Below are 21,704 nucleotides of genomic sequence, written 5' to 3' on the forward strand. Positions count from 1 at the left end.
GAACACACCCTACTGCCACAGGCTGCGCGGTGCTGCCCGGTGCATCCGCTTGGAGCTGACATATTCAACCTTTGTTGAGCCACGTGCGTTCGGAGTCGTTCAGCCGGCGCGCGATCGCCTCGCGCAGGGGCGGGTTGGTGCGGATGCCCGGATCATTGGTCACCAGGTGGTGGGCAGCTTGCCGCGCCTCGGCGATCATGTCGCCGTCGACCGCCACCCGCAGAAAGCGCAGTTTTGAGCCGTCTCCGGATTGCAGATCACCGAGCACGTTGCCCTCTCGGCGCAGGGCGAGGTCGAGTTCGGCAAGCACAAAACCATCGAGGGTCGCGGCGACGTCGCCGATGCGCTGTCGGGCCGGCGACCCCGGCCGGGCGTTGGTGACCAGCAGGCACAGCCCGGGCACGCCGCCCCGCCCGACGCGGCCGCGCAACTGGTGCAGCTGCGAGACACCGAACCGGTCAGCGTCGAGCACGACCATGGCCGAAGCGTTGGGCACGTCCACACCGACCTCGATGACCGTGGTTGCAACGAGAACATCGATCTCACCCGCGGCGAATGAGCGCATGATGCGATCTTTCTCGTCGCTCGTCATGCGCCCGTGCAGGGCCTCGATACGGTATCCGGCCAAAGGCAGGAATCCGCGAAGCTTCTCGTGCACGGTCTCCACGTTGGCGAGCGGTGTCTTCTCGTCATCGGGCGATGGTGCCGTCTCGTCTTCCGCGACTTTTTCACGCTCAGCGGGGGAAATGGCCGGGCAGACGACAAAACCCTGCCGTCCGAGAGCAAGCTCTTCGGCGAGTTTGGTCCAGATCCGTTGAAACCAGTTCGGGTGGTCGGCCAGCGGTACGACGATGCTGGTGATGCCCTGGCGCCCGGCCGGCAGCATGCGGATGGTGCTCACGTCGAGGTCGCCAAACACGGTCATGGCGATGGTGCGCGGTATCGGCGTGGCGGTCATGACGAGCACGTGGGGTGGTTCGGCACCTTTCAGCCGGAGGGTTTCACGCTGGTCGACACCGAATCGGTGCTGCTCGTCGATCACGATCAGACCGAGGTCGAAAAAGGTCACGGTGTCGCTGAGCAGGGCGTGGGTACCGATCACGATTCGTGATTGGCCCGACACGGTGCGCAGCAGCGCCTTGCGTTTCTGCGCAACGGGCAGTTTGCCGGTCAACAGCGTCGGCATGAGTTCGGCCGCGAGATCGGGGCCGAGCAGGGTGGTGATCGACCTCAGGTGTTGCCCGGCAAGCACCTCGGTCGGTGCCAGCAGGGCCGTCTGGCCGCCGCTGTCGGCCACGGCGAGCATGGCTCGCAGCGCGACGACGGTCTTACCCGAGCCGACCTCGCCCTGCAGCAGTCGGTTCATGGGACCGGACTGGGCCATGTCGGTGTCGATTTCGACCGCGCAGATCTCCTGGTCGACCGTGAGCGCAAAGGGAAGTGCCGCGTCGAAACGTTCGAGGTACCCGCCGGGCGTCGGTACGCGCGGCCGAGTGCGGCGCTCCCGGGCCAGACTGTGCCGCTGCAGGAGGGCGCACTGCAGCACCCAGGCCTCGGTGAACCGCAGGGTGTCCTGGGCTGCCATCCATTGTTCTTCATCATCCGGGCTGTGAATCCAGCGGATGGCCTGGGTGTGGCTGAGCAGGCCGTGTTCGGCGCGGAGATCGTCGGGAACGGGGTCGGGCAGAGTACCAACGCGCCGGAGCACCCGGTCGATCATCGTCTGCAGGTTCCAGCTGGTCTCCGCGGCCGTTGCCGCGTAAATCGGGATAAGAGGCTTGTGCCGCAGCAGCAGGGACGGATCGTCGCGAGCCTCTTCTTCTTCGCTTTCGAAGGTTTTGTAAGACGGATTCGCCAGTTGGCTCTCGCCTTTGTACATGCGCACCTTGCCGGAGAAGCTGCCGCGCAAACCGGGCCGCAATTGTTTGAGGCGCCATTCCTGACTGTTTTTGCCAAAGAAAGTGAGGGTGAACTCGCCTCCACCGTCGGAGATCACCACCTCGACAATCGTGCCCGGCCTCGACGACATGCGCTTCTCGTGCACCGACATGATGTCGGCGATGACCGTGACGTTGGCGCCGGGCGTGATTTGATTCAGGGGCCGCAGCACCTCGCGGTCGGCGTAGTCGCGCGGGTAATGGCTGAGCAGATCGCCGACGGTGTGCATGGCGAAAGCCTTGGACAGCGCCGTTGCTTGGGGTGCACTGAGCGCCATTTTCAGGGGCGTGTCGAGACTGAGCGGTTCGCTTTGGGGCGCTGGCAGTTCGACACCATCGAATTCGGGGCCACCGGCAGCACTCGAATCGGTCATGATTCCATCGTAAACCGCGCCTCTGACATGGTGATGCTGCGATTGGGAGAGCTGTCGAGGGCTGGTACGCAGCGGGAAGCTAGGCTCGAAGGGTTATGACGCGAATTATTTCCGGGTTTGCCGGCTCATTGACCCTGGCTGTTCCCAAGTCGGGCACCCGGCCGACCAGTGATCGGGTCCGAGAGGCTATCTTCTCCGCACTCGAATCGCGGGATGCGCTGCACGGTATGCGCGTTCTGGACTTGTATGCCGGATCGGGCGCGTTGGGTCTTGAGGCGGCCAGCCGCGGGGCGCGGGTCGTGACCCTCGTCGAGAACAGTTATGGCGCAGCGGCCATGTGCCGCAAGAACGCAGAGGCGGTGCAGCGGTCAGCTCCGAAGGGTACCGAGCTGAAGATTGCGGTGTCGTCGCAGGCCGTGCAGTCGTTTCTGGGGGCGACCAAAGACGGCTTCGACGTCGTGTTCCTCGACCCGCCCTACGACCTCACTGAAGTTGAGTTGGGGAACAATTTGGGCGCACTCGCTCCGCTGCTGGCCGAGGACGCCCTCGTGGTGCTGGAGCGAAGCTCGCGCTCGCCCGAGCCGAACTGGGGCACCCAGCTCGTGCTCGAGCGCCGTAAGGACTACGGCGACACGACCGTCTGGTATGCCTCCCCCACCGAACAGCCCACGTTGTAGCTGGGCCGCCAGTGCGGCGCCGGTCGACGTGCACTATCCGGCGGCGCCGTCCCAGCCGCGGTAGGGATCCCATCCGCTCTGGTCGTGTGGCGCACCGTCGACGGTGATCGTTCCGGCACGGACCGAAGCGGATGCCGCGGTGACCGTGCCGAGACGGCGAAAGCCGGGCGGTAGAGCGGAGCCTGGTGCAAAAGTGGCGAGCAGCCCGTGGTCTTCACCACCACCGAGGGCGACCTCGATGCGCTCCCCCAGGCAGGCGGAGTCGAAATCGATGCCGACTCCGCTGGCCCTCGCGATGCGTCCCGCGTCGATGGCGAGGCCGTCAGAGACATCGAGCATGGCGGTAGCCCCGGCGAGGGCCGCAATCGGTCCGCTTGCAATCGGCGGCACCGGGGTGAGCTGGGCGGCGACCTCGGCGGGGTGCGTGAGCTTGAGGGCGTTGGCACGCTCGAGGTCGGGCACTCCATCGGCGTCGACACCCAGCCGGAACAGCAGTTCAAGCCCGACTCCGGCATCGCCGAGCCGCCCGGAGAGCGCCACGGTGTCTCCGGGGCGTGCCCCCGAGCGCAACACGGGTGCACGACCCTCTAAGTCGCCGAAGGCCGTCACGGCGAGGGTGAGGGCGTCGGAGGCCGAGAGGTCGCCTCCGACCACGCCGCAGCCGGGCGCGAGAGCCTCGCAGCAGTCGCGCAGCCCGTCAGCGATGCCCTCGAGCACCGACACGGGCGTCGACGGTGGTGCGGCGATCGCCAGGACGAGAGCGGTCGGGCGGGCGCCCATCGCGGCGACATCGGAGAGATTGGTTGCCGCGGCCTTCCAGCCGAGGTCGTGCGGTGTCGACCAGGCGAGGCGAAAATCAGGGCCCTGAATCATCATGTCGGTTGTCACCACGAAGCGTCCGTCGGGTGCAGAGATGACCGCCGCGTCATCGCCGGGCCCCAGCAGTTCGGCCGCTGCGGCCGGAAGTCGGGGAAAGATCCGCCCCAGCACGGCCCCCTCGCTCAGGTCGGCGAGAGTTTCGGTAGATGTGGATGGCGAACGCGGGACATCCGCAGCAGGGGTCATGTAAGAAACGGTAGCCTGAATACGATGTCTCACCCATTCCTGCGCTCAGCCCCGCTCCGCTTTGTCGCCATCGTCACCATGCTCGCCGGTTCGCTTATGCTTGCCGGCTGCGCCGCCGCCGTGCCGCTGACCCCGGCCACCGACGCCACCAACGTCGCGTGCGCCGATGTCATCGTGCACCTGCCGTCCACCGTCGCCGATCAGGCGTCACGGGAGACGAACGCCCAAGCCACCGGCGCGTGGGGCGACCCCGCCGCCGTCCTCCTGCACTGCGGCGTGACGGTACCAGCGCCCACGACGCTGCCATGCCTGAATATCAACGGCATCGACTGGATCGAGGACGACTCCGACGCCCCGACCTATCGCTATACGACGTATGGTCGCGACCCGGCCATCGAGATCGTGATCGACTCGGCAGCGGTGAGCGGGTCGACCGCACTCATCGACGTCGCAAACGCGGTCGGGTACGTGCCGGCTACCAGTGCCTGCGTCGGCGCCGAGGACGTGCAGCTGCCCACCGACGGGGCCACGACCGCCCCCTGACCCGCGGGCGGATTAGCGCAGTCCGATGTCGACGAAGTAAGCCTGGCCATCGTCGAGCAGGACGCCGATGCGGTAGTAGTGCCCGCCCGTACCGGTTTTCCAGTTATAGATGTACTGGCCGCCGTCGCCGCGATACGAGCTGCCGCTGTCCGCCGCAGCCGTGTACAGCGATTCATCGACCGGGAGTGACATGGCCGAACCCTGATCCGGTGTCAGCCACTTCGGTGCGGAGCTCGACAAGACGACCGTCCCGCTGGCCGTTTTCAGCTGGAATTTGACCGGAACCGTGCTTCCACCCTTGAACACGCTGGTTGCGACGCCGACCTGGTGGGCCGTGTCATTGATCGGCTGCAGGAATCCGTCGAAGCGGTAGACCACCTTGTAGCTCCCGCGAGAGACCGAGGTGTTGCCAGCGCTGTCGATCGCGGTCGCGGTATAACGGAAGGTGCCGACACCGTTCGGAGTGCCTCCGGTCACGGTGACCGCGCAGGTTCCGAGTAGCCCAGAGAAGCTGTCGCTCGCACTGCAGGTCACCGCCGGCACAGCGCCGAGGGTGTAGAAACCGCCTGCCACATTGACAGATGTGATGCTTGGCGCCTCCATGTCGATTTTGATTCCGGACAGCACTGTTGCCGCGGAGTTGCCGGCTCTGTCGGCCGTCGCTCCGTTGGCCGTGTTGGCTCCATTGGCGGTGAGGGTCACGTCGTCGGTGCAGGTGGCGATCCCGGAAAGCGCGTCTGCGCAACTGAAGCGAACCTTGACCGGACCGAGGTACCAGCCGTTGCTGCCGACCACCCCGCTTGCGATTGCTGCACTGATGCTCGGTGCCGTCTTGTCGAGTTTCACGGTCACACTGTCGGTGCCGACGTTTCCGGCGGTGTCAGTTGCCGATCCGGCAACGAGCCGACCGGCGGTTTCGACCGAGACGTTCACAGGGTCCGTGACCCGGGCGATTCCCGAGCCGGAGTCGTCGTCCCTGGCAGTGAAGGTCACGGTCAGGTCGCTGTTGTTCCAGTCGTTGGCGTTGGCCGCGGGGCTGACGCCGTGCGTGACGGTCGGCGCGATATTGTCCCACTTGAGGGACACCGCATTGGCTGCCTCGGTGTTGCCGGCGTAGTCGACCGCCCAGTAGCGCACGGTGCCGACCCCGCTGCCATCGAGCGGGACGCTCAGGGTCTTGGTCGATCCCATCGCCACCTGCTCGGCGCCGCCGTCGATCGAGTAGTGCAGCTCTCTCACGCCGGACAACCCGACCTGGTCGACGCCGCTCACGGTGACGGTTGCGGTCGATCCGGTGCAGAAGTCGTTCACGAGCGTGCAGACGTTGTTCGCGGTGCTGCTGGGAGCGGTGCCGTCCACGTTGATGCCGCTCACCACCGCAGCGGCGCTCTCGTGGCCGGCCAGGTCACCCGCGGTGGTGCTCGTGACGGACTGGTTCGCGCCGTCATTTGCGAAGATGAGACTGCTCGGGCAGTGCGCGACGCCGGAAAGGGCGTCGAAACAGCTGAAGTCCACGAGAACCTGGCTGCGATACCAGCCGAAGGTGTTCGGGTTGGTCGTCGGCGCACCGCTCAGGGTCGGTGTGGTGCGGTCGATCCGAATTCCGGTGACGGATGCCCCGGCGCCGTTTCCGGCCCGGTCCGACACGGTCGCCGAGGCGCCCAGATCGCTGCCTTCGCCGTCGATCACGCTGTTCGCTGGCTTGTCGGCCGCGTCGATCCCCGACAGCCCATCCGTGCCGGTCCACGCGACAGTGACGTCTCCGCGGTACCAGCCGGCCCCGTTGGAATCCGTCGTGGCGGCGCCGCTGAGACTCGGGGCGGTCTTGTCGACCCTGATGTTCTCGACCGTGGCGAAGCCGGTGTTGCCTGCCACGTCGATCGCGTCGCCGCGAACCGACTGGCCGGCACCTTCGTTGCCGACCGTGGTGTCGGGTCCGCAACCGGCGATGCCAGAGTTGGTGTCAGTGCAGGCGAAGGTCACGTCGACGTTGCTGTTGTTCCAGCCGAAGCTGTTGGCGGTCGGGCTTGCCGTGCCGGCGATGGTCGGAAGCACGGTGTCCACTTTCACCACGGTGGTGCGTGTGGCCTCGAGGTTTCCGGCGAAGTCCTCACTCCAATAGCCGATCTCGTGGCTGCCAGTGGGCAGTTGCGTGGTGAGCGCCTCGAGGTAGATCTGCGGGGCGCCGCCGTCGATCGTGAAGTAGGTTCCCTCGACGCCCGACTCAGCATCCGTGGCCGCCACGGTGAGCGGAATGTCACTGCTCTGGAACCAGCCGCTAGCCGGCGAGACCGGGTCGGTCAGTGTCGTGACCGGAGCGATGCTGTCGATGGTGAACCCGACGCTGGTCGAAGTTTCGACGTTACCGGCAACATCCGTGCTCCAGTATTCGATGCTGTGAGCGCCCTGGCTGCTGATGCTGATCGGCTCGCTGTAACTCTGGGTTTCGGCTCCGTCGACGCTGTAGGTCGTCACGGCGACACCGGAGGTGAGGTCGTGCCCGCTGAGGGTCAGTGTCACGGTGCCGGTGTACCAGTTGTCGGAGAGCGGACCCTCAACGAGCGCGCTTGTGCTCGGCAGCTCCTGGTCGATGCTGATGCCGGTCACCGTGGCCGTCGCCGGGTTGCCGGCGATATCACGAGCAGTGCCGGAGGCCGTGTTCGCACCGTTGTCGGTGAGTGTGACATCGTCCGGGCAGGTGGCCAGTCCGGAGAGGGCGTCGGCGCAGCTAAAGTGCACCGTCACCGGTCCGAGATACCAGCCGTTGCTGCCGATCGTGCCGCTCACGATCGCGCCGCTGATGGTCGGGGCCGTCTTGTCCAGTTTGACGGTGACCGAGTCGGTGCCGACGTTTCCGGCAATATCGGTGGCGGAACCGTTCACCGGCAGGCCGAGCGTCTCGGTCGAGACGTTCTGTGGTGCGGTGACGTCCGCCATCCCGGAGCCGAGATCGTCGTCGGTCGCGGTGAAGGTAACGGTGACGTCGTCGCGATTCCAACCGGTGGCGTTGGGGGCGGGCGAGACCAGGTGCGAGAGCGTCGGCGCGATGTTGTCCCACTTGAGGGCGACCGCCTGAGCGGTTTCGACGTTGCCCGCGTGATCGACCGCCCAGAAGCTGACGGATGCCGCGCCGCTTGCGTTGAGCGGAACGCTCACGGTTGTGGTGGATCCGGTGACCACCTGTTCAGTGCCGTTGTCGAGCGTGTAGTGCAGTTCGGCGACCCCGGACAGGCCGTCCTGATCGTCAGCGGAGAGCACCACGTCGGCGGTTGCGCGGGTGCAATAGTCGTTGACCGCGGTGCAGCGGTTGTCGACGCTTGTGCTCGGCGCGGCGCCGTCGACGTTGATGCCGTGCACAGTCGTGCCCACGCTGTCATTGCCGGCCAGGTCAGTAGCGGGGGCGCTCGTCATGCCCTGGTTTGCGCCGTTGCCGGCGATGACCCTGCTGATGGGGCAGGAGGCCACTCCCGAGAGTGCGTCGGTGCAGGCGAAGTCGACGACGACCTGACTGCGGTACCAGCCGGCCGCGTTGGGGGCGGCCGTCGGAGCCCCGGTCACGACCGGCGCGGTGCGGTCGAGCTTGATGCCGGTCACCGTCGCCGCAGCCGTGTTTCCAGCCCGGTCGGAGACGGTCGCCTCGGCTGAGAGCTGGTCGCCTTCTCCGGTGATCGTGCTGTCGTCGGGGGCGTCTGCGACTGCGATGCCGGAGAGAGCGTCGGCGGCGGTCCAGGCGACGGTGACGTCATCCTGGTACCAACCGGCCCCATTGGCGGGGGTCGTTGCGGCACCCGAGAGGCTCGGATCCGTCAGGTCGATGCTGATGTTCTCCACCGTGGCGGAGTTCACGTTGCCGGCCACATCGGCTGTCGTGCCGGTGGCGACCTGGTCGGCACCCTCGGCACCGAGAATGACGCCTGGGCCGCAGTCGACGAGCGAATCGATGCCCGAGTTCGCGTCGCTGCAGCTGAAAGCCACATCGACGGCGGTGTTGTTCCAGCCGTAGCCATTGGCTTCGGGGGACGCGAGGCCGCTGATGCTCGGCCGCACGGTGTCGACCCAGACCTCGGTTGTGCGGGTATCCTCAACGTTGCCGGCGAGGTCGACGCTCCAGTAGGCGATCGTGTGCAGGCCGAGCGAGAGCTTCTCGGTGAAGGGTTCACCGTACAGCAGAGTGTCGCCGCCGTCGATCGTGTAGTAGGTGCCGGCGATTCCCGACTCGGCGTCGCTCGCGTCGAAGGCGACCGGGATGCCGCTCGTGACGAACCAGCCGCTCGCCGGTGAAATCGGGTTGATGACGGTGGTCGTGGGGGCGTTCCCGTCGATCTCGAGGGTCAGGCTGTTGACGATGGAGTCTTCGGCGTTACCGGCAACATCCGTGCTCCAAAAACTCAGGACGTGTGTGCCGCGCAGGGCGAAGGGGCCGGTGTATTCCTGGGTCGCGCCGCCGTCGACGGTGTAGCTCGTCGTCGCGATGCCGGAGAGGGCGTCCAGCCCGGTCAGGGTCACGTCGACGGCGTCAGCGTACCAGCCGCTCGCAGGCGGAGCCGGCACGGTCGCGGTCGTCGTCGGCGACGCGCGGTCGATCTGAATTCCGAAAACGGTGACGGATGCGGTGTTGCCGGCCGTGTCGGTGCAGGTCGCGCTTGAGGACAGGTTTGCGCCTTCTCCGCTGACGGTGTCGTTGGTCGGCCCGGTGGCGACGCCGGAGAGGGCGTCGGTGCAGGTCCAGGTCACGGCCACGTCGGTGGTGTTCCAGCCGTGTGGATAGGCGGTGCTCAGCACCGGTGCGGTCGTGTCGATGTTGATGCCGGTGACGCTCGCGCTCGTGGAGTTGCCGGCGGCGTCGGTGGCGGTTCCCGCCGCAGATTGGTTGGCTCCCTCGCCGAGCACCTGTGCGGAGGGGGCGTTTGTTATACCGGAGAAGGCGTCACTCGCCGTGAAGTTCACGGTGACCGAGTCGTTGTACCAGCCGGCGCCATTGGCGGCCCGGTCGCTTGCGGCCGCGAGGCTCGGGGCGCTTCTGTCGATGCTGAGCACCGCCGTGTCGGTGGCGGTGTTGCCGGCGTTGTCGGTTGCTGTGCCGGTGACCTGCTGGGCCGCTCCCTCGGCGCTGTGGATTGCTGGCGGTGTGCAGGAAGCGACGCCGGAGCCGGAGTCGGCGCAGTCGAAGGTGACCGTGACGTTCTGGTTGGTCCAGGCGCCGTCGAGGTATCCCAGGGGCGTGAAGGAGTGGCCGATGGTAGGGGCGGTCTTGTCGATCTTCACGCGTGCGGTCTGTGCGGCCTCGGTGTTGCCCGCTTTGTCAGTGCTGAAGTAGCTGATGCTGTGGTCACCCTCGCTCGAGAGCTGAAGGGTCGTGCCGCTGACGGTGCTGCCGCCGTCGATCGAGTACCGGGTCGTCGCCACACCCGAGAGGTTGTCGCTCGGCGAGAGCGTGACGGTGACGGTGCCGTTGCTCCAGCCCTTCGAAGCGCCGCTGATTCCGGTTGTCGGGGCGGTACGGTCGATGTCCACCGGGGAGCTGTCCGCGGCGATCGTGTTGCCGGCCAGGTCGCTCACGACCTTGGATGCGTGCAGGCCACTGCCTTCGCCCATGATCGTGCTGTTCGACGGGACCGGACCGGCGAGGCCGGACAACCCGTCGGCGGCGCTCCAGGCGACCGAGACGTTGCCGTTATACCAGCCGGCTGCGTTCGCGGTCGAAGTGGGCAAGCCGCTCAGGGCCGGTGCAGTCTTGTCGATGCTGATGCCGTCGACGCTGCCGGTGCCCGAGTTGTCGGCGTTGTCGACCGCGGTTCCGCTGACAGACTGGTTGGCACCCTCGGCCGAGACGAGGACGCTCCCGCTGCCGGTGCAAGTCTTGATGCCCGAGAGGGCATCGGTGCAGCCGAACGAGACGGTGACGTTCGAGTTGTTCCAGCCGGCTGCGTTGGCTGCCGGGGCGCGAGAGCCACTGACAACCGGGTTGGTCTTGTCGAGCTTGACCGTGGCGGAACCGCTGCTGGTGTTGCCGACGCGGTCGGTAGCCTTAGCGGTTTTGAGGTCACCGCTGGTGTTGGCAGTCACGCTCGCGGTCTCCGGGGCGGGGCCGGAGGCGACGCCGGAACCGGCATCCGTTGCCGACCAGGCGGCGGTGACGTTGGCCTTGTTCCAGCCGGCCGCGTTGGCGGCTGGCGAGAGGCCCGCAGTGACGATCGGACCGGTGTTGTCGAGGGCGAAAGCGGCCTGCATCGAGGAGGAAGGACCTGTGCACTTGCCCTGCGCATTGACGTTGGGGGAGGCGGCGGCGGTGGCGGCCTGTGCGCCCTCGCCCGCGCCGGCGACGGTCGCGAAGGTCCACCGCGTCTTGCCGGTCAGTGAGGTTGATGTGATGTTCAGGGCAGTGCCGGCCACCTCAACACATTTCGTATCACTGCTCGTGTCGACGGTGAGGGTGAGCGCCGTTCCCTGCCGGGCGTAGAGGGTTCCGCCGACCAGGGCGCTGCCCGTGCCGCCGGTGAAAACTGCACTCGAAACACTCGAGGCGAAGGCCGGCGCCGCATTGAGCATGCCCAACACGAGCCCGAGAACTGCGGCCCGGGCGAGCCACCCACGACTTTGCTGACGGCCGCTTTGACGGGGGGATGTAGCAGCGATCGTGGCAGTGCGCATGGAAGCCTCCCGCGACGCGGATGTTCGGGTCCACCGCCACCGCCACAGTCTTACTTTTTCTCACCCGTCGAACAATTCCCCGTTTGGGGCTCGTGCCCCCCGGGGCTGACGGCCGCCGGCCGCGCGCCGGACGCGCGCAGCCGTCGACGGGACGATCTCGCCCGTTGCAGCGTCGGGCGTGGTCCGGGCCGCGCGCAGCCGAGGCGTGGTACCCGCAGGCTCCCGAGAACCTCGGGAAACATGGGCGAGTCCCCTCAGAACCCGTGCCGGGCGTGGGCCATGGCCACCGCGATGAGTTCGTCGATCAACTCGGGGTAGGTGTAGCCGCTTGCTAGCCAGCAGCTCGGAAACATTGAGATGCTCGTGAACCCGGGCATGGTGTTGATCTCGTTGATCACCCAACCGGTCGCCGTGAAGAAGAAGTCAACCCGGGCCAGGCCCGCGCCGCCGATCGCCTCGAAGGCGGCAATGGCCAGCCGTTGCACCTCGGCCAGCTCGGCCGGGGACAGGGGCGCTGGGCAGACCAGGTCGACGCCTGACGCGCCCAGATACTTCGCGGCAAAGTCGTAGAAGTCGCGACCGGACACGACGACCTCGCCGGCCGCGGAGGCGCGGGTCTTTTCCCCCGGGCGTCCTTGCAGCACGGCAATCTCCAGCTCCCGGCCGACCAGCCCGGATTCGATGAGCACCTTGTTGTCTTCGGCGAGCCCGACCGTCATGGCGTCGGCCAGCTGGTCTGGCGTCGACACCCGGCTGACGCCGACGCTCGACCCGGCACGCGCCGGCTTCACAAAGGCCGGCAGGCCGAGCTGCTCGAGGGCCGTGTAGGCCATGCCGGGGGCCGCTGCCCAGTCATCCGCTGTCAGGGTGCGCCACGGCGCAACCGGCAGCGCGGCCTGTTGAAAGACGGTCTTGGCGAAGTGCTTGTCCATACCCAGAGCGGATGCGAGAACTCCCGACCCGACATACGGCAGGCCGAGCAGGTCGAGCATGCCCTGAATGGTGCCGTCCTCGCCGAACGGTCCATGCAAAATCGGGAATACCAGGTCGACAGAGCCGAGCGAGCGCGCACCAGCTGCGTCGACCACGGTCAGTTCCCGGCTGGACGAACTCTCCGGCCAGCGCACCCGGGTGCCGTTGTCGGCGACAACCGGTAACGCCGAGGCGTTCAAAGCAAACTTGGCCGGGTCGTTGTCTTCGAGAACGAACGCACCGTCCCGGGTGATTCCAACCGGGATGACCGTGTAGCGCTCAGGGTCGAGGGCTGCCAGCACCCCGCCCGCCGTGGCGCAGCTGATCGAATGTTCGCTGGAACGCCCCCCAAAGAGAAGCACCACCGTGAGCTTGTCCATCGTCAAGTGTCCTTTCGCCCTGCGGTTCGCCGGAGTCAGTTGTGAGGTGCGGCGCAATGTCGCGGGGATTGAGCGTGCCGTCCAGCACTTGGCGGACCTGTTCGACGATCGGCATCTCCACGCCCTTGGCGCGGGCGAGTTCGAGGACCGGTTTCACCGAGGCGAGGCCTTCGGTGGTCTGCTGCATCTGCGTGACGACATCGTGGATGCTGTAGCCCTGCCCGAGCAGCCGCCCGGCCGTGTTGTTGCGCGACAGCGGCGACTGGCAGGTGGCAATGAGGTCGCCCAGGCCGGCCAGGCCGGCCAGTGTCTCGGGTTGGGCTCCGTAGGCGACCGCGAAGTCGGTCATTTCAACCAAACCACGGGTAATGATCGAGGCTTTGGTATTTTCGCCAAAACCGACACCGTCGACGATGCCGATGGCGACCGCGATGAGGTTTTTCAGCACCCCACCGAACTCGGTACCGATGACGTCGGTGTTGATATAAGAGCGGAAGTACCGGTTGGTGGCCAGTTTCGCCACGGCCTGCGCGGTTTCGAGGCTCGAAGATGAGACGACCGCGCCGGTGGGTTGTTCCTTGGCGATTTCGAGCGCGAGGTTCGGCCCGCTGATCACCGCGATGCGATCGGGGCCGATGCGCAGCACCTCCTCGATCACCGAACTCATCCGCATACCGGTCGAGCGCTCGACTCCCTTCATGAGCGAGACGATGATCGCGTTCTCGGCCAGGTAGGGCTCGACCTGCTTCAGGTTTTCGCGCAGCGACTGGCTCGGCACCGAGACGAAGACCATTTCAGCGCCGGCCAGGGCCAGGTCGAGGCGGCTCGTTGCGCGCAGGCCGACCGGCAGATTCACCCCCGGCAGGTAGTCACTATTGCGGCGTGCTTCGGAGATTTCGCGCGCCAATTCGGGACGGCGGGCCCAGAGAACGACGTCGGCACCGCCATCCGTCAGAATTTTGGCGAAGGTCGTTCCCCAGCTGCCGGCCCCGAGAACGGCCACCCGAGTGCCTGGCTCAATCTTGGGCTGCGGGAGGGTTCTAGGCGTCAAAACGACCGGTCTCTTTCTGGTTGTGCTCCGACGGATTCCACCGCTTGGCCGGAGCGTTCTCGCCGCGCAGGTCTTCGAGCAGCGCGGTGATGGCCACCATCACGACCGCGGTCGCCTCGTTGAGCGTGGCCGTGTCGAGGCTGCGGCCCTGAAACTGGGCGAGGTCGATCGGGTCGCCGATTTTCACGGTGATGGTCTTGCGCGGAAACAGGTTGATCTTCTTGGAATACCGCTCCATCAGGTACTGGGTGCCCCAGTGGGCGGCCGGCACGATCGGAATCCCCTGCTCGAGCGCGATGCGCACGGCGCCGGTCTTACCGCGCATCGGCCACAGGTCGGGGTCGCGGGTGAGCGAGCCTTCCGGGTACACGACCACCATCTGGCCCTTCGCGACCAGGCGCTGCGCGGCCTTGACCGGTTCGCTGCCGCGCACCGACCCGCCGCGCTGCACCGGAATCTGGCCCGATTTGCCCAGCACCCAGCCGAGCACAGGAATCTTGAAAACGGATGCCTTCGCCAGAAACCGCGGCAGCCGCCCCAGCTTCCACGCGACGACGCCCATGACTACGGGATCGATCTCGCTGTAGTGGTTCGGGGAAAAGACAAACGCACCGCTGCGCGGAAACTTGTGAGCATCGATGATCTCGTAACGAGCCGCGAGGTTCATCACCGGCAGAATCACCCCGGCGAGAATCCAGAACGCCGACGGCCGGCTCTTCTCCGAACGTATTCGGGTCGGTGGCGCGGGGGATTCTGGCACGGCATTATTTTCAGGCACGCGCCCATTATCCTTCGAGATCGAAGTCCGCCCCCAAAAGCCGCAGCTTGCCGATGAAGTTCTCGTAACCGCGGCTGATGATTCCCACGTTGCTGACCGTGGAGGTGCCATCGGCGGAGAGCGCCGCGATCAGGTGACTGAAGCCACCACGCAGGTCGGGCACGACGATGTCGGCGCCGTGCAGCTTGGTCGGGCCGGTGATGACGGCCGAGTGGTTGAAGTTGCGCTGACCAAAGCGGCACGGATGCCCGCCGAGGCATTCCTTGTGAATCTGGATGGTCGCGCCCATGTCGACGAGCGCATCGACAAAGCCGAAGCGTTGCTCGTAGACCGTCTCGTGCACAATCGACGTGCCGTGCGCCTTCGTCAGGGCGATGACGAGCGGCTGCTGCCAGTCCGTCATGAAGCCGGGGTGAACATCCGTTTCAATGATGACGGGCTTGAGGTCGCCGCCGGGATGATAGAAACGGATGCCGTCATCGCAGATGTCGAAAGCGCCACCGACCTTGCGGAAGACGTTGAGGAATGTGAGCATTTCGGGCTGGCGGGCACCGCCGACAAAGATGTCGCCGTTGGTCGCGAGGGCAGCGGCAGCCCAGCTCGCCGCTTCGTTACGGTCGAACAGCGCACGGTGATGGTAGCCCGTCAGGCGTTCGACGCCCTCGATGCGAATCACCCGGTCGGTGTCGACCGTGATGATGGCGCCCATTTTCTGCAAAATATTGATGAGATCCATGATCTCGGGCTCGATCGCCGCACCCTTGAGTTCGGTGATGCCGTCGGCCCGGACCGCGGTGAGCAGCACCTGCTCGGTCGCTCCCACGCTCGGGTAGGGCAACTCGAGCTTGGCGCCCTTGAGACCGTTCGGCGCCGACATGCGGATGCCGTTGGGCTGCTTCTCGACGACAGCACCGAACTTGCGCAGCACCTCGAGATGAAAGTCGATCGGTCGGTCACCAATGCGGCAGCCGCCGAGGTCAGGAATGAACGCCTCGCCGAGCCGGTGCAGCAGCGGTCCGCAGAACAGAATGGGGATGCGCGAGGATCCGGCGTGGGCGTCGATGGCGGCGAAGTGCGCGCTCTCCACGTTGACCGGGTCGAGAATGAGGTCACCCGGTTCGTTGCCCTCTGTCACCTTGACGCCGTGTACTTCGAGCAGCCCACGAACGATTCGAACATCGCTGATGTTCGGAACGTCCTTGAGCACGCTGGGGGTTTCACCGAGCAGGGCGGCGACCATGGCCTTGGTGACGAGGTTTTTCGCCCCCTTCAACTCGATCCGGCCGACCAGCGGGATACCGCCGCGAATGGTGATTTTATCGAAGCTGAGGCCAACGGATGCTCCATGGTTCTGAGCGCTCCCCCGCTCGTTGGCGTCGTCGTGGCGCCTGGCTTCGTTCAAATCCTTCGCCTCTTGATCACGCCGGGCGTCGCTGAGAGTGCTCACAAAATACCTGTCCTGGTGCAGATTAGCGCCATGCAAACTAGTGCAATTTAAGGCGTAGAGGTCGATTCGACGGACAGCGCGGGAAGGGTGCGGGGCAGCCACGACTCGCGCGTCGCTTCGAATTCATCGATTCGCGCTTCGTCACGCAGCGTCAGCCCGATGTCATCAAGACCTTCGAGCAGCCGCCACCTAGTGTAATCGTCGATTTCGAAATCCACGGTCAGATCGCCGACACGCGCGGTTTTGCTCACCAGATCCACGGTCAGCTCAATCCCGGGGTCACACTCGATCAGGTTCCACAGGGTGTCGGCATCCGCTTCGCTGATCTGCCCGGCGAGCAGTCCCTGCTTGCCGGAGTTACCGCGGAAGATATCGCCGAACCGGGGGCTGAGGACCACGTCGAAGCCGTAATCGCGCAGGGCCCACACCGCGTGTTCGCGGGAGGAGCCGGTGCCGAAGTCGGTGCCGGCGATGAGCACGCGACCGCCCTGGTATTCCTTCTTGTTGATGACGAAATCCGGGTCGAGCCGCCAGGCCGCGAACAGGGCATCTTCAAAGCCGGTTCGCGTGACACGCTTGAGGTACACGGCGGGGATGATCTGGTCGGTGTCGACGTTGGACCGGCGCAGCGGTACCGCGATGCCGGTGACGGTGGTGAACTTCTGCATGCTACTGGTCTCCATCCGAAACGAGGTCCCACGGGCTGCTGAGCGTACCGCGAATGGCCGTGGCCGCCGCGACGAGGGGCGACACCAGGTGGGTGCGCCCGCCCTTGCCCTGACGACCTTCGAAGTTGCGGTTGCTGGTTGAGGCGCAGCGTTCGCCGGGTTCGAGCTGGTCGGGGTTCATGCCGAGGCACATCGAGCAGCCGGCGAAACGCCATTCGGCTCCGAAATCAAGGAAGATCTTGTCCAGTCCCTCGGCTTCGGCCTCGATGCGCACCCGGGCAGAGCCGGGCACAACCATCATGCGCACTCCCTCGGCTTTGGTTTTGCCCTTGATGATCTCGGCGGCAGCGCGCAGGTCTTCGACCCGGCTGTTGGTGCACGAGCCGAGGAAAACGGTGTCGACCCGAATCTGCTTCATGGGAGTACCAGCCCGCAGGTCCATGTATTCCAGGGCCCGCTCGGCCGCGGAACGCTCGTTGGCGTCGACGATTTCGGCGGGGTTGGGAACCGATCCGCTCAGGGACACGCCCTGTCCGGGGTTGGTGCCCCAGGTGACGAACGGTTCGAGCTCGTTCGCGTCGATGATGACCTCGGCGTCGTAGGTCGCGCCGTCATCGGTGGCCAGGGTCTGCCAGTAGGCGACGGCCGCGTCCCAGTCGGCCCCGCGGGGCGCGTGGGTGCGACCCTGCAGGTAGTCGTAGGTGACCTGGTCGGGAGCGACCATGCCGGCGCGGGCGCCGGCCTCGATCGACATATTGCAGATGGTCATGCGGCCCTCCATGGAGAGGGCGCGAATGGCCTCACCACGGTATTCGAGCACGTAGCCGGCTCCCCCGCCGGTTCCGATCTTGGCGATCACAGCGAGGATGATGTCCTTCGCGGTAACCCCGGTACGCAACCTGCCGTTGACCGTGATGGCCATCGTCTTAAACGGGTTCAGCGGCAGCGTCTGGGTGGCCATGACGTGCTCGACCTCGCTCGTTCCGATGCCCAGCGCCATGGCGCCGAATGCGCCGTGAGTTGACGTGTGAGAATCGCCGCAGACCACGGTGATGCCGGGCTGGGTGAGCCCCAGCTGCGGGCCGACGACGTGCACGATGCCCTGCTCGATGTCACCGAGTGAGTGCAGGCGCACCCCGAACTCGGCGCAGTTGCGACGCAGGGTCTCGATCTGGGTGCGGCTGGTCGGGTCGGCGATGGGCCGGTCGATGGCGAGCGTTGGCGTGTTGTGGTCTTCGGTCGCGATCGTCAAATCGGGGCGACGCAGGGCTCGATTGGCGAGGCGCAGGCCATCGAAAGCCTGAGGGCTGGTCACCTCGTGCAGCAGGTGCAAGTCGATGTAGATCAGGTCGGGCGTGCCATCCTGACCCTTGGTGACAAGGTGCCGGTCCCATACCTTCTCGGCGATCGTGCGCAGGCCGGTGCGGGAGCTAACTTGCGAAGCGGGTATCACGTTGGTCATTTTGAGCGTCTTCCTCACGAATCGATGGCAGCCACGCCGAACTCCGCGACGAGTGAGGCCTCAGGACAGGGACTCGTCGCGGCACAGAAGAAGTCGACTCAGCACCACGGGTTCAGGCTAACACCTCGCCCAGCAACCCGGCTCGCGCGCAGCCCGTCGAACGCGTCAGTCGAACGTCGACTCCAGGTAGACGACACTCACGTTGTCGCGCCCGCCATGGTCGATGGCTTCATCGACGAGAACGTCAGCGACGCTGCGCCCGGCTGCATCCGAGCCGATGTCCATGGCGAGTATGCGCGCGATCGCCGCGTCGTCGAGTTCTTTGGTCAGCCCGTCCGAGCAGATCAGGAAAGAGTGCTCTCCCAGGGCCGGCAGTAGCCAGACGTCGGCGTCGACGAACTCGTCGGCGCCGATCGCCCGCGTGATGACATTGCGTTCGGGGTGATTCTCGGCTTCTTCGGTCGAAATCAGGCCAGCGTCGACCATCTCCTGCACGGCGGAATGGTCGATCGACAGCTGGGTCAGTACGCCTTCGGCCCAGGTGTAGACACGGGAATCGCCGACGTTGAAGGCCATCCAGTGGTAGCCGATATCGTCGCCGGCATCGACGAAGGCGATGCCGGCGAGGGTCGTACCCGACACTGCGGTGCCGTAGTCATCGGCGGCGCTGAGATCGCGCACCGCATCGTTCGAGGAGTGGATGGCATCGAGAATACGTTCCGGAGTCGACGGCAGGTCGCGCGCAATGTGCTCGTCGAACACCCGCAGCACGGTCTGACTGGCGACGTCTCCCTGGGCGTGGCCCCCCATGCCGTCGGCAACGAGAAAGAGCGGAGACTGCGCCAGGACGCTGTCTTCATTGATCTTGCGCACGCTGCCGACCTCGGACCGCGCGACGAACGAGAGCCGGGCGGTGGCGGTGGCGACTTCAATCGTGCTCCGCTGATTCAGAGTCATGGCCATCCCCCGTTCGCCGACGCGCGGCCCCCATCAATCATTCGTGAACGTTAGCCGAAATCTCCTCGGCCAGCGTGTGTCCACGCTTCTTGGCATCATGGCGCGCCTTGATCAGGCTCGCGATGGTGGCCACGGCCATGCTTCCGATGATCACGCCGAGCGAGGTCCAGGTGCCAATTTCCGGAGCCCATTCAACAGGGTTACCACCGTTGATGAACGCGACCTCATTTTCATGCAGTGCGTGCAACACGAGCTTGACACCGATGAAGCCGAGAATGACGGCGATACCGTACTTGAGGTACTCGAGTCGTTCGAGCAGTCCGCCGAGCAGAAAGTACAGCTGGCGCAGGCCCATCAGGGCGAAGATGTTCGCCGTGAACACGATGAACGGGCTCGTCGTGATTCCGAAGATCGCCGGAATCGAGTCGAGGGCGAAGATGAGGTCGGTCGTGCCGATCGCGATGAACACGATCAACATCGGAGTGAAGACCTTCTTGCCGTCGATCCGGGTGCGCACCTTGGAGCCGTCGAATTCCGACGAGATGCGAATGCGACGACGGAGCAAACGGATGAGACCGTTTTCCTTGTCTTCCGTTTCTTCCTCAGACGAGAACGCCTGCTTGACGGCGGTGTAGAACAGGAACGCGCCGAAGATATAGAAGATCCAGCTGTAGCTTTCGATCAGCTGGGCGCCGAGCAGAATGAAGATTCCGCGCAGCACGAGGGCGATGATGATGCCCACCATCAGCACTTCCTGCTGATACTTTCTTGGCACCGAGAACCGGGCCATGATGATGACGAAGACGAACAGGTTGTCGATGCTCAGGCTGTACTCGGTGAGCCAGCCAGCCAGGAACTGGCCGGCATGCTCGGCATCGCCGAGCAGGAGCATCAGCAAGGCGAAGATCAGGGCGAGCCCGACATAGAACGCCACCCAGAGGCTGGCTTCTCGCATGCTGGGAACGTGCGGACGCTTGTAGACGATAAGCAGGTCGGCGACGAGGATGACGGTCAAGAGGATCAGGGATCCAATTTCGAACCAAAGAGGGAGTGCGAGTTCCACGGGGGCCTTTCAAGAAATGACGGGAGTCGGGTGTTGCAAAAACCCGAAAGTCTCTCCCGCACCGAGAACACCCGAACGGAGCCCATCGATGCCACCACGACCGGGGCCCCTACTGCGCGGCCCGTATTGACGATCGCGACATAGAACCCGATCGGGCCCAGAGGGATACTCCCCTTCGCTTGGAAAATCTTATCAGTGGAACGGCCCGCACGCGCACCCGGCCAGCTGCGAGTGGCTGCCGGGGCCGGTCGCCACGACGCAGGCGAGCATCGATGGCGTACCTCGCCGCGGCCTATAGTTGAAGGCTATGACTATGGACCGGCTCCGATGACGGCCGCAGACACCCCGCGCGAATACATCGGCTGGTCCCAGGACGGTCATGCTGCCTCCGCCCTCTGGCAATCGGCCAATGGTGCGTCGGCTCCCAAGCGCGTCGTGCCCGTCGACGACACCATCACAGCGGATGCCGCCTACCGGCTGGCCTCGCAGGGTGTCGCGATGCTCTGGAACGGGGACTTCCAGAATGCCCGCCAGATTCTGACGGCCCTGGAGCACCGCACGCGGCCGCGCCCGGATCGCATCGAGCGCACGACCGCCGAGCTGTTCTACCGCTATCGCCAGAATCGCTCGCACCGGGCGCGGATTCTCGGCCTGCTGCTCGTTCCATTGGATGACGGCAACGTCATCGGGTTGCGCCGGGCTCCGGACGTGGTCGCGGCCACGGTTGATGCCTATGGAAGCATCACCGAGGCATCCGTTGTGTCGCTGCACGAGGTGCTCGGCACGATCGGCGCGCACCAGTGGCGCACCAAGGGCATTCCCGTCGCCGCGCTGAACGCCAAGGTGTATCCGCACTACGGCACGTTCTTTCCGGTGCGCAGCGAATACGTCGACCTCGTGGCCAGCGCTCCGCTGGGCACGCCACGGGTCGCCTTCGACATCGGCACCGGTACCGGGGTGCTTGCGGCGGTGCTCGCCACCCGGGGTGTGCCCCGGGTGGTCGCGACTGATATTGAGCCGCGCGCCGTCGCATCCGCTCGGGAAACGGTCTCGCGGCTGAAGCTCGATGATCGGGTTGAGGTGCAGCTGGCCGACCTGTTTCCCGACGGGCGCGCCGATCTGATCGTCTGCAACCCGCCGTGGATTCCGGCGACCGCACACTCACTGCTCGACGCGGCCGTCTACGACCCCGGCTCGCGCATGCTCAAAGGATTTCTGGCCGGTGTGCTCGACCATCTGCAACCCGGTGGTGAAGCCTGGCTCGTGCTCTCGGATTTCGCCGAACTGGTCGGGCTCCGCTCCCGTGACGACCTCATGAACGTGATCGATGCCGCCGGCCTCCGGGTGCTCGGTGCGCTCGAAGCACCCGCCGGGCACTCCCGCGCAAGCGACACGAACGACCCGCTGCACGCGGTGCGGAGAAACGAAGTCACCTCGCTCTGGCGTCTCACGGCCGGCGAACCAGCCCGCTGACTCGCGAAACTCCGCCGGCCTGGCGGGGTGACGAAGCGCGCTGCAAACCGGCTGACATTCGGGTGTTGCCGGGCGGTCTCGGCGGGTACTCTGGCGGCGATGGTTCGTTCTGGGGCGTCATCCTCGGCCTGCTCCAGGCGATCGTCTGGCCGGTCTACGTCGTCTGCCACGTGTTAGTCCTGCTCGGCGTTTGAGCCGACGATCTG

The 21,704-nt window shown here is 65.7% G+C and carries 15 protein-coding genes; 4 read left to right on the forward strand and 11 right to left on the reverse strand.

Going from position 1 to position 21,704, the window contains the following annotated elements:
* Positions 1-64: 64 nt before the first annotated feature.
* Positions 65-2,215, reverse strand: coding sequence for an ATP-dependent DNA helicase RecG (locus tag E3N85_RS15710; protein ID WP_134464914.1), 2,151 nt, complete (start codon positions 2,213-2,215; stop codon positions 65-67).
* 191 nt (positions 2,216-2,406) lie between these two features.
* Between E3N85_RS15710 and rsmD the strand changes: the two genes are divergently transcribed.
* Entirely contained in the window at positions 2,407-2,988 is a 582-nt protein-coding gene (gene rsmD / locus E3N85_RS15715) for a 16S rRNA (guanine(966)-N(2))-methyltransferase RsmD (RefSeq protein WP_134464855.1), read from the forward strand.
* 33 nt (positions 2,989-3,021) lie between these two features.
* Here the strand turns inward: rsmD and thiL are convergent, their stop codons facing one another.
* Entirely contained in the window at positions 3,022-4,053 is a 1,032-nt protein-coding gene (gene thiL / locus E3N85_RS15720) for a thiamine-phosphate kinase (RefSeq protein WP_134464858.1), read from the reverse strand.
* Positions 4,054-4,077: 24 nt separating this feature from the next.
* Between thiL and E3N85_RS15725 the strand changes: the two genes are divergently transcribed.
* On the forward strand, positions 4,078-4,596 hold the full coding sequence (locus tag E3N85_RS15725; protein WP_134464860.1) for a DUF3515 family protein: 519 nt from the start codon (positions 4,078-4,080) through the stop codon (positions 4,594-4,596).
* Between the two features lie 12 nt (positions 4,597-4,608).
* Here E3N85_RS15725 and E3N85_RS15730 read toward each other — a convergent pair whose 3' ends face one another.
* The 9 genes from E3N85_RS15730 to E3N85_RS15770 all read right to left on the reverse strand — a co-directional run bounded on the left by E3N85_RS15730 (position 4,609) and on the right by E3N85_RS15770 (position 20,025).
* The gene (locus E3N85_RS15730) at positions 4,609-11,247 is read right to left on the reverse strand and encodes a PxKF domain-containing protein (protein WP_134464862.1); all 6,639 of its coding nucleotides are present in this window, start codon (positions 11,245-11,247) and stop codon (positions 4,609-4,611) included.
* A gap of 254 nt (positions 11,248-11,501) precedes the next feature.
* Entirely contained in the window at positions 11,502-12,599 is a 1,098-nt protein-coding gene (locus E3N85_RS15735; protein ID WP_134464864.1) for a D-alanine--D-alanine ligase family protein, read from the reverse strand.
* Positions 12,499-13,602 (reverse strand): NAD(P)H-dependent glycerol-3-phosphate dehydrogenase, encoded by a 1,104-nt coding sequence (locus tag E3N85_RS15740; RefSeq protein ID WP_134464866.1) that lies wholly within the window; start codon positions 13,600-13,602, stop codon positions 12,499-12,501. The genes E3N85_RS15735 and E3N85_RS15740 overlap by 101 nt, the downstream gene beginning before the upstream one ends.
* Before the next feature lie 37 nt (positions 13,603-13,639).
* On the reverse strand, positions 13,640-14,410 hold the full coding sequence (locus E3N85_RS15745) for a 1-acyl-sn-glycerol-3-phosphate acyltransferase (protein WP_241978557.1): 771 nt from the start codon (positions 14,408-14,410) through the stop codon (positions 13,640-13,642).
* Between the two features lie 25 nt (positions 14,411-14,435).
* Positions 14,436-15,743, reverse strand: a complete 1,308-nt coding sequence (gene murA, locus E3N85_RS15750; RefSeq protein WP_241978562.1) for a UDP-N-acetylglucosamine 1-carboxyvinyltransferase — start codon at positions 15,741-15,743, stop codon at positions 14,436-14,438.
* 179 nt (positions 15,744-15,922) lie between these two features.
* Complete coding sequence (gene leuD, locus E3N85_RS15755) at positions 15,923-16,543, reverse strand: 3-isopropylmalate dehydratase small subunit (protein ID WP_134464870.1); 621 nt, start codon at positions 16,541-16,543, stop codon at positions 15,923-15,925.
* 1 nt (position 16,544) lies between these two features.
* Positions 16,545-18,005: a 3-isopropylmalate dehydratase large subunit gene (gene leuC, locus E3N85_RS15760; protein ID WP_134464872.1), complete on the reverse strand. Its 1,461-nt coding sequence runs from the start codon at positions 18,003-18,005 to the stop codon at positions 16,545-16,547.
* 165 nt (positions 18,006-18,170) lie between these two features.
* Positions 18,171-18,962: a PP2C family serine/threonine-protein phosphatase gene (locus tag E3N85_RS15765; RefSeq protein WP_134464874.1), complete on the reverse strand. Its 792-nt coding sequence runs from the start codon at positions 18,960-18,962 to the stop codon at positions 18,171-18,173.
* A gap of 37 nt (positions 18,963-18,999) precedes the next feature.
* Positions 19,000-20,025 carry a TerC/Alx family metal homeostasis membrane protein gene (locus tag E3N85_RS15770; RefSeq protein WP_134464876.1) on the reverse strand — a complete coding sequence of 342 codons (1,026 nt, stop codon included), beginning with the start codon at positions 20,023-20,025 and terminating at the stop codon, positions 19,000-19,002.
* A 327-nt stretch (positions 20,026-20,352) separates the two neighbouring features.
* Here E3N85_RS15770 and E3N85_RS15775 point away from each other — a divergent pair, with 327 nt between their 5' ends.
* Both E3N85_RS15775 and E3N85_RS17005 read left to right on the forward strand, forming a co-directional pair.
* Positions 20,353-21,498 (forward strand): class I SAM-dependent methyltransferase, encoded by a 1,146-nt coding sequence (locus tag E3N85_RS15775; RefSeq protein ID WP_134464878.1) that lies wholly within the window; start codon positions 20,353-20,355, stop codon positions 21,496-21,498.
* Between the two features lie 62 nt (positions 21,499-21,560).
* A complete protein-coding gene (locus E3N85_RS17005) occupies positions 21,561-21,692 on the forward strand; it encodes a hypothetical protein (protein ID WP_255453910.1) in 132 nt (43 codons plus the stop codon).
* The last annotated feature ends 12 nt before the right edge of the window (positions 21,693-21,704 follow it).

This window comes from Cryobacterium sp. Hz9, from assembly GCF_004402825.1.
GTDB lineage: Bacteria > Actinomycetota > Actinomycetes > Actinomycetales > Microbacteriaceae > Cryobacterium > Cryobacterium gelidum.

Bases quoted from the DNA above. Each gene is read 5' to 3' on its own strand.
- leuC (WP_134464872.1), bottom strand. From the start codon at position 18,005: ATGACCAACGTGATACCCGCTTCGCAAGTTAGCTCCCGCACCGGCCTG.
- E3N85_RS15710 (WP_134464914.1), bottom strand. From the start codon at position 2,215: ATGGCGCTCAGTGCACCCCAAGCAACGGCGCTGTCCAAGGCTTTCGCC.
- E3N85_RS15725 (WP_134464860.1), top strand. From the start codon at position 4,078: ATGTCTCACCCATTCCTGCGCTCAGCCCCGCTCCGCTTTGTCGCCATC.
- E3N85_RS15730 (WP_134464862.1), bottom strand. From the start codon at position 11,247: ATGCGCACTGCCACGATCGCTGCTACATCCCCCCGTCAAAGCGGCCGT.
- leuD (WP_134464870.1), bottom strand. From the start codon at position 16,543: ATGCAGAAGTTCACCACCGTCACCGGCATCGCGGTACCGCTGCGCCGG.
- E3N85_RS15735 (WP_134464864.1), bottom strand. From the start codon at position 12,599: ATGGACAAGCTCACGGTGGTGCTTCTCTTTGGGGGGCGTTCCAGCGAA.
- thiL (WP_134464858.1), bottom strand. From the start codon at position 4,053: ATGACCCCTGCTGCGGATGTCCCGCGTTCGCCATCCACATCTACCGAA.
- rsmD (WP_134464855.1), top strand. From the start codon at position 2,407: ATGACGCGAATTATTTCCGGGTTTGCCGGCTCATTGACCCTGGCTGTT.
- E3N85_RS15775 (WP_134464878.1), top strand. From the start codon at position 20,353: ATGACGGCCGCAGACACCCCGCGCGAATACATCGGCTGGTCCCAGGAC.
- E3N85_RS15765 (WP_134464874.1), bottom strand. From the start codon at position 18,962: ATGACTCTGAATCAGCGGAGCACGATTGAAGTCGCCACCGCCACCGCC.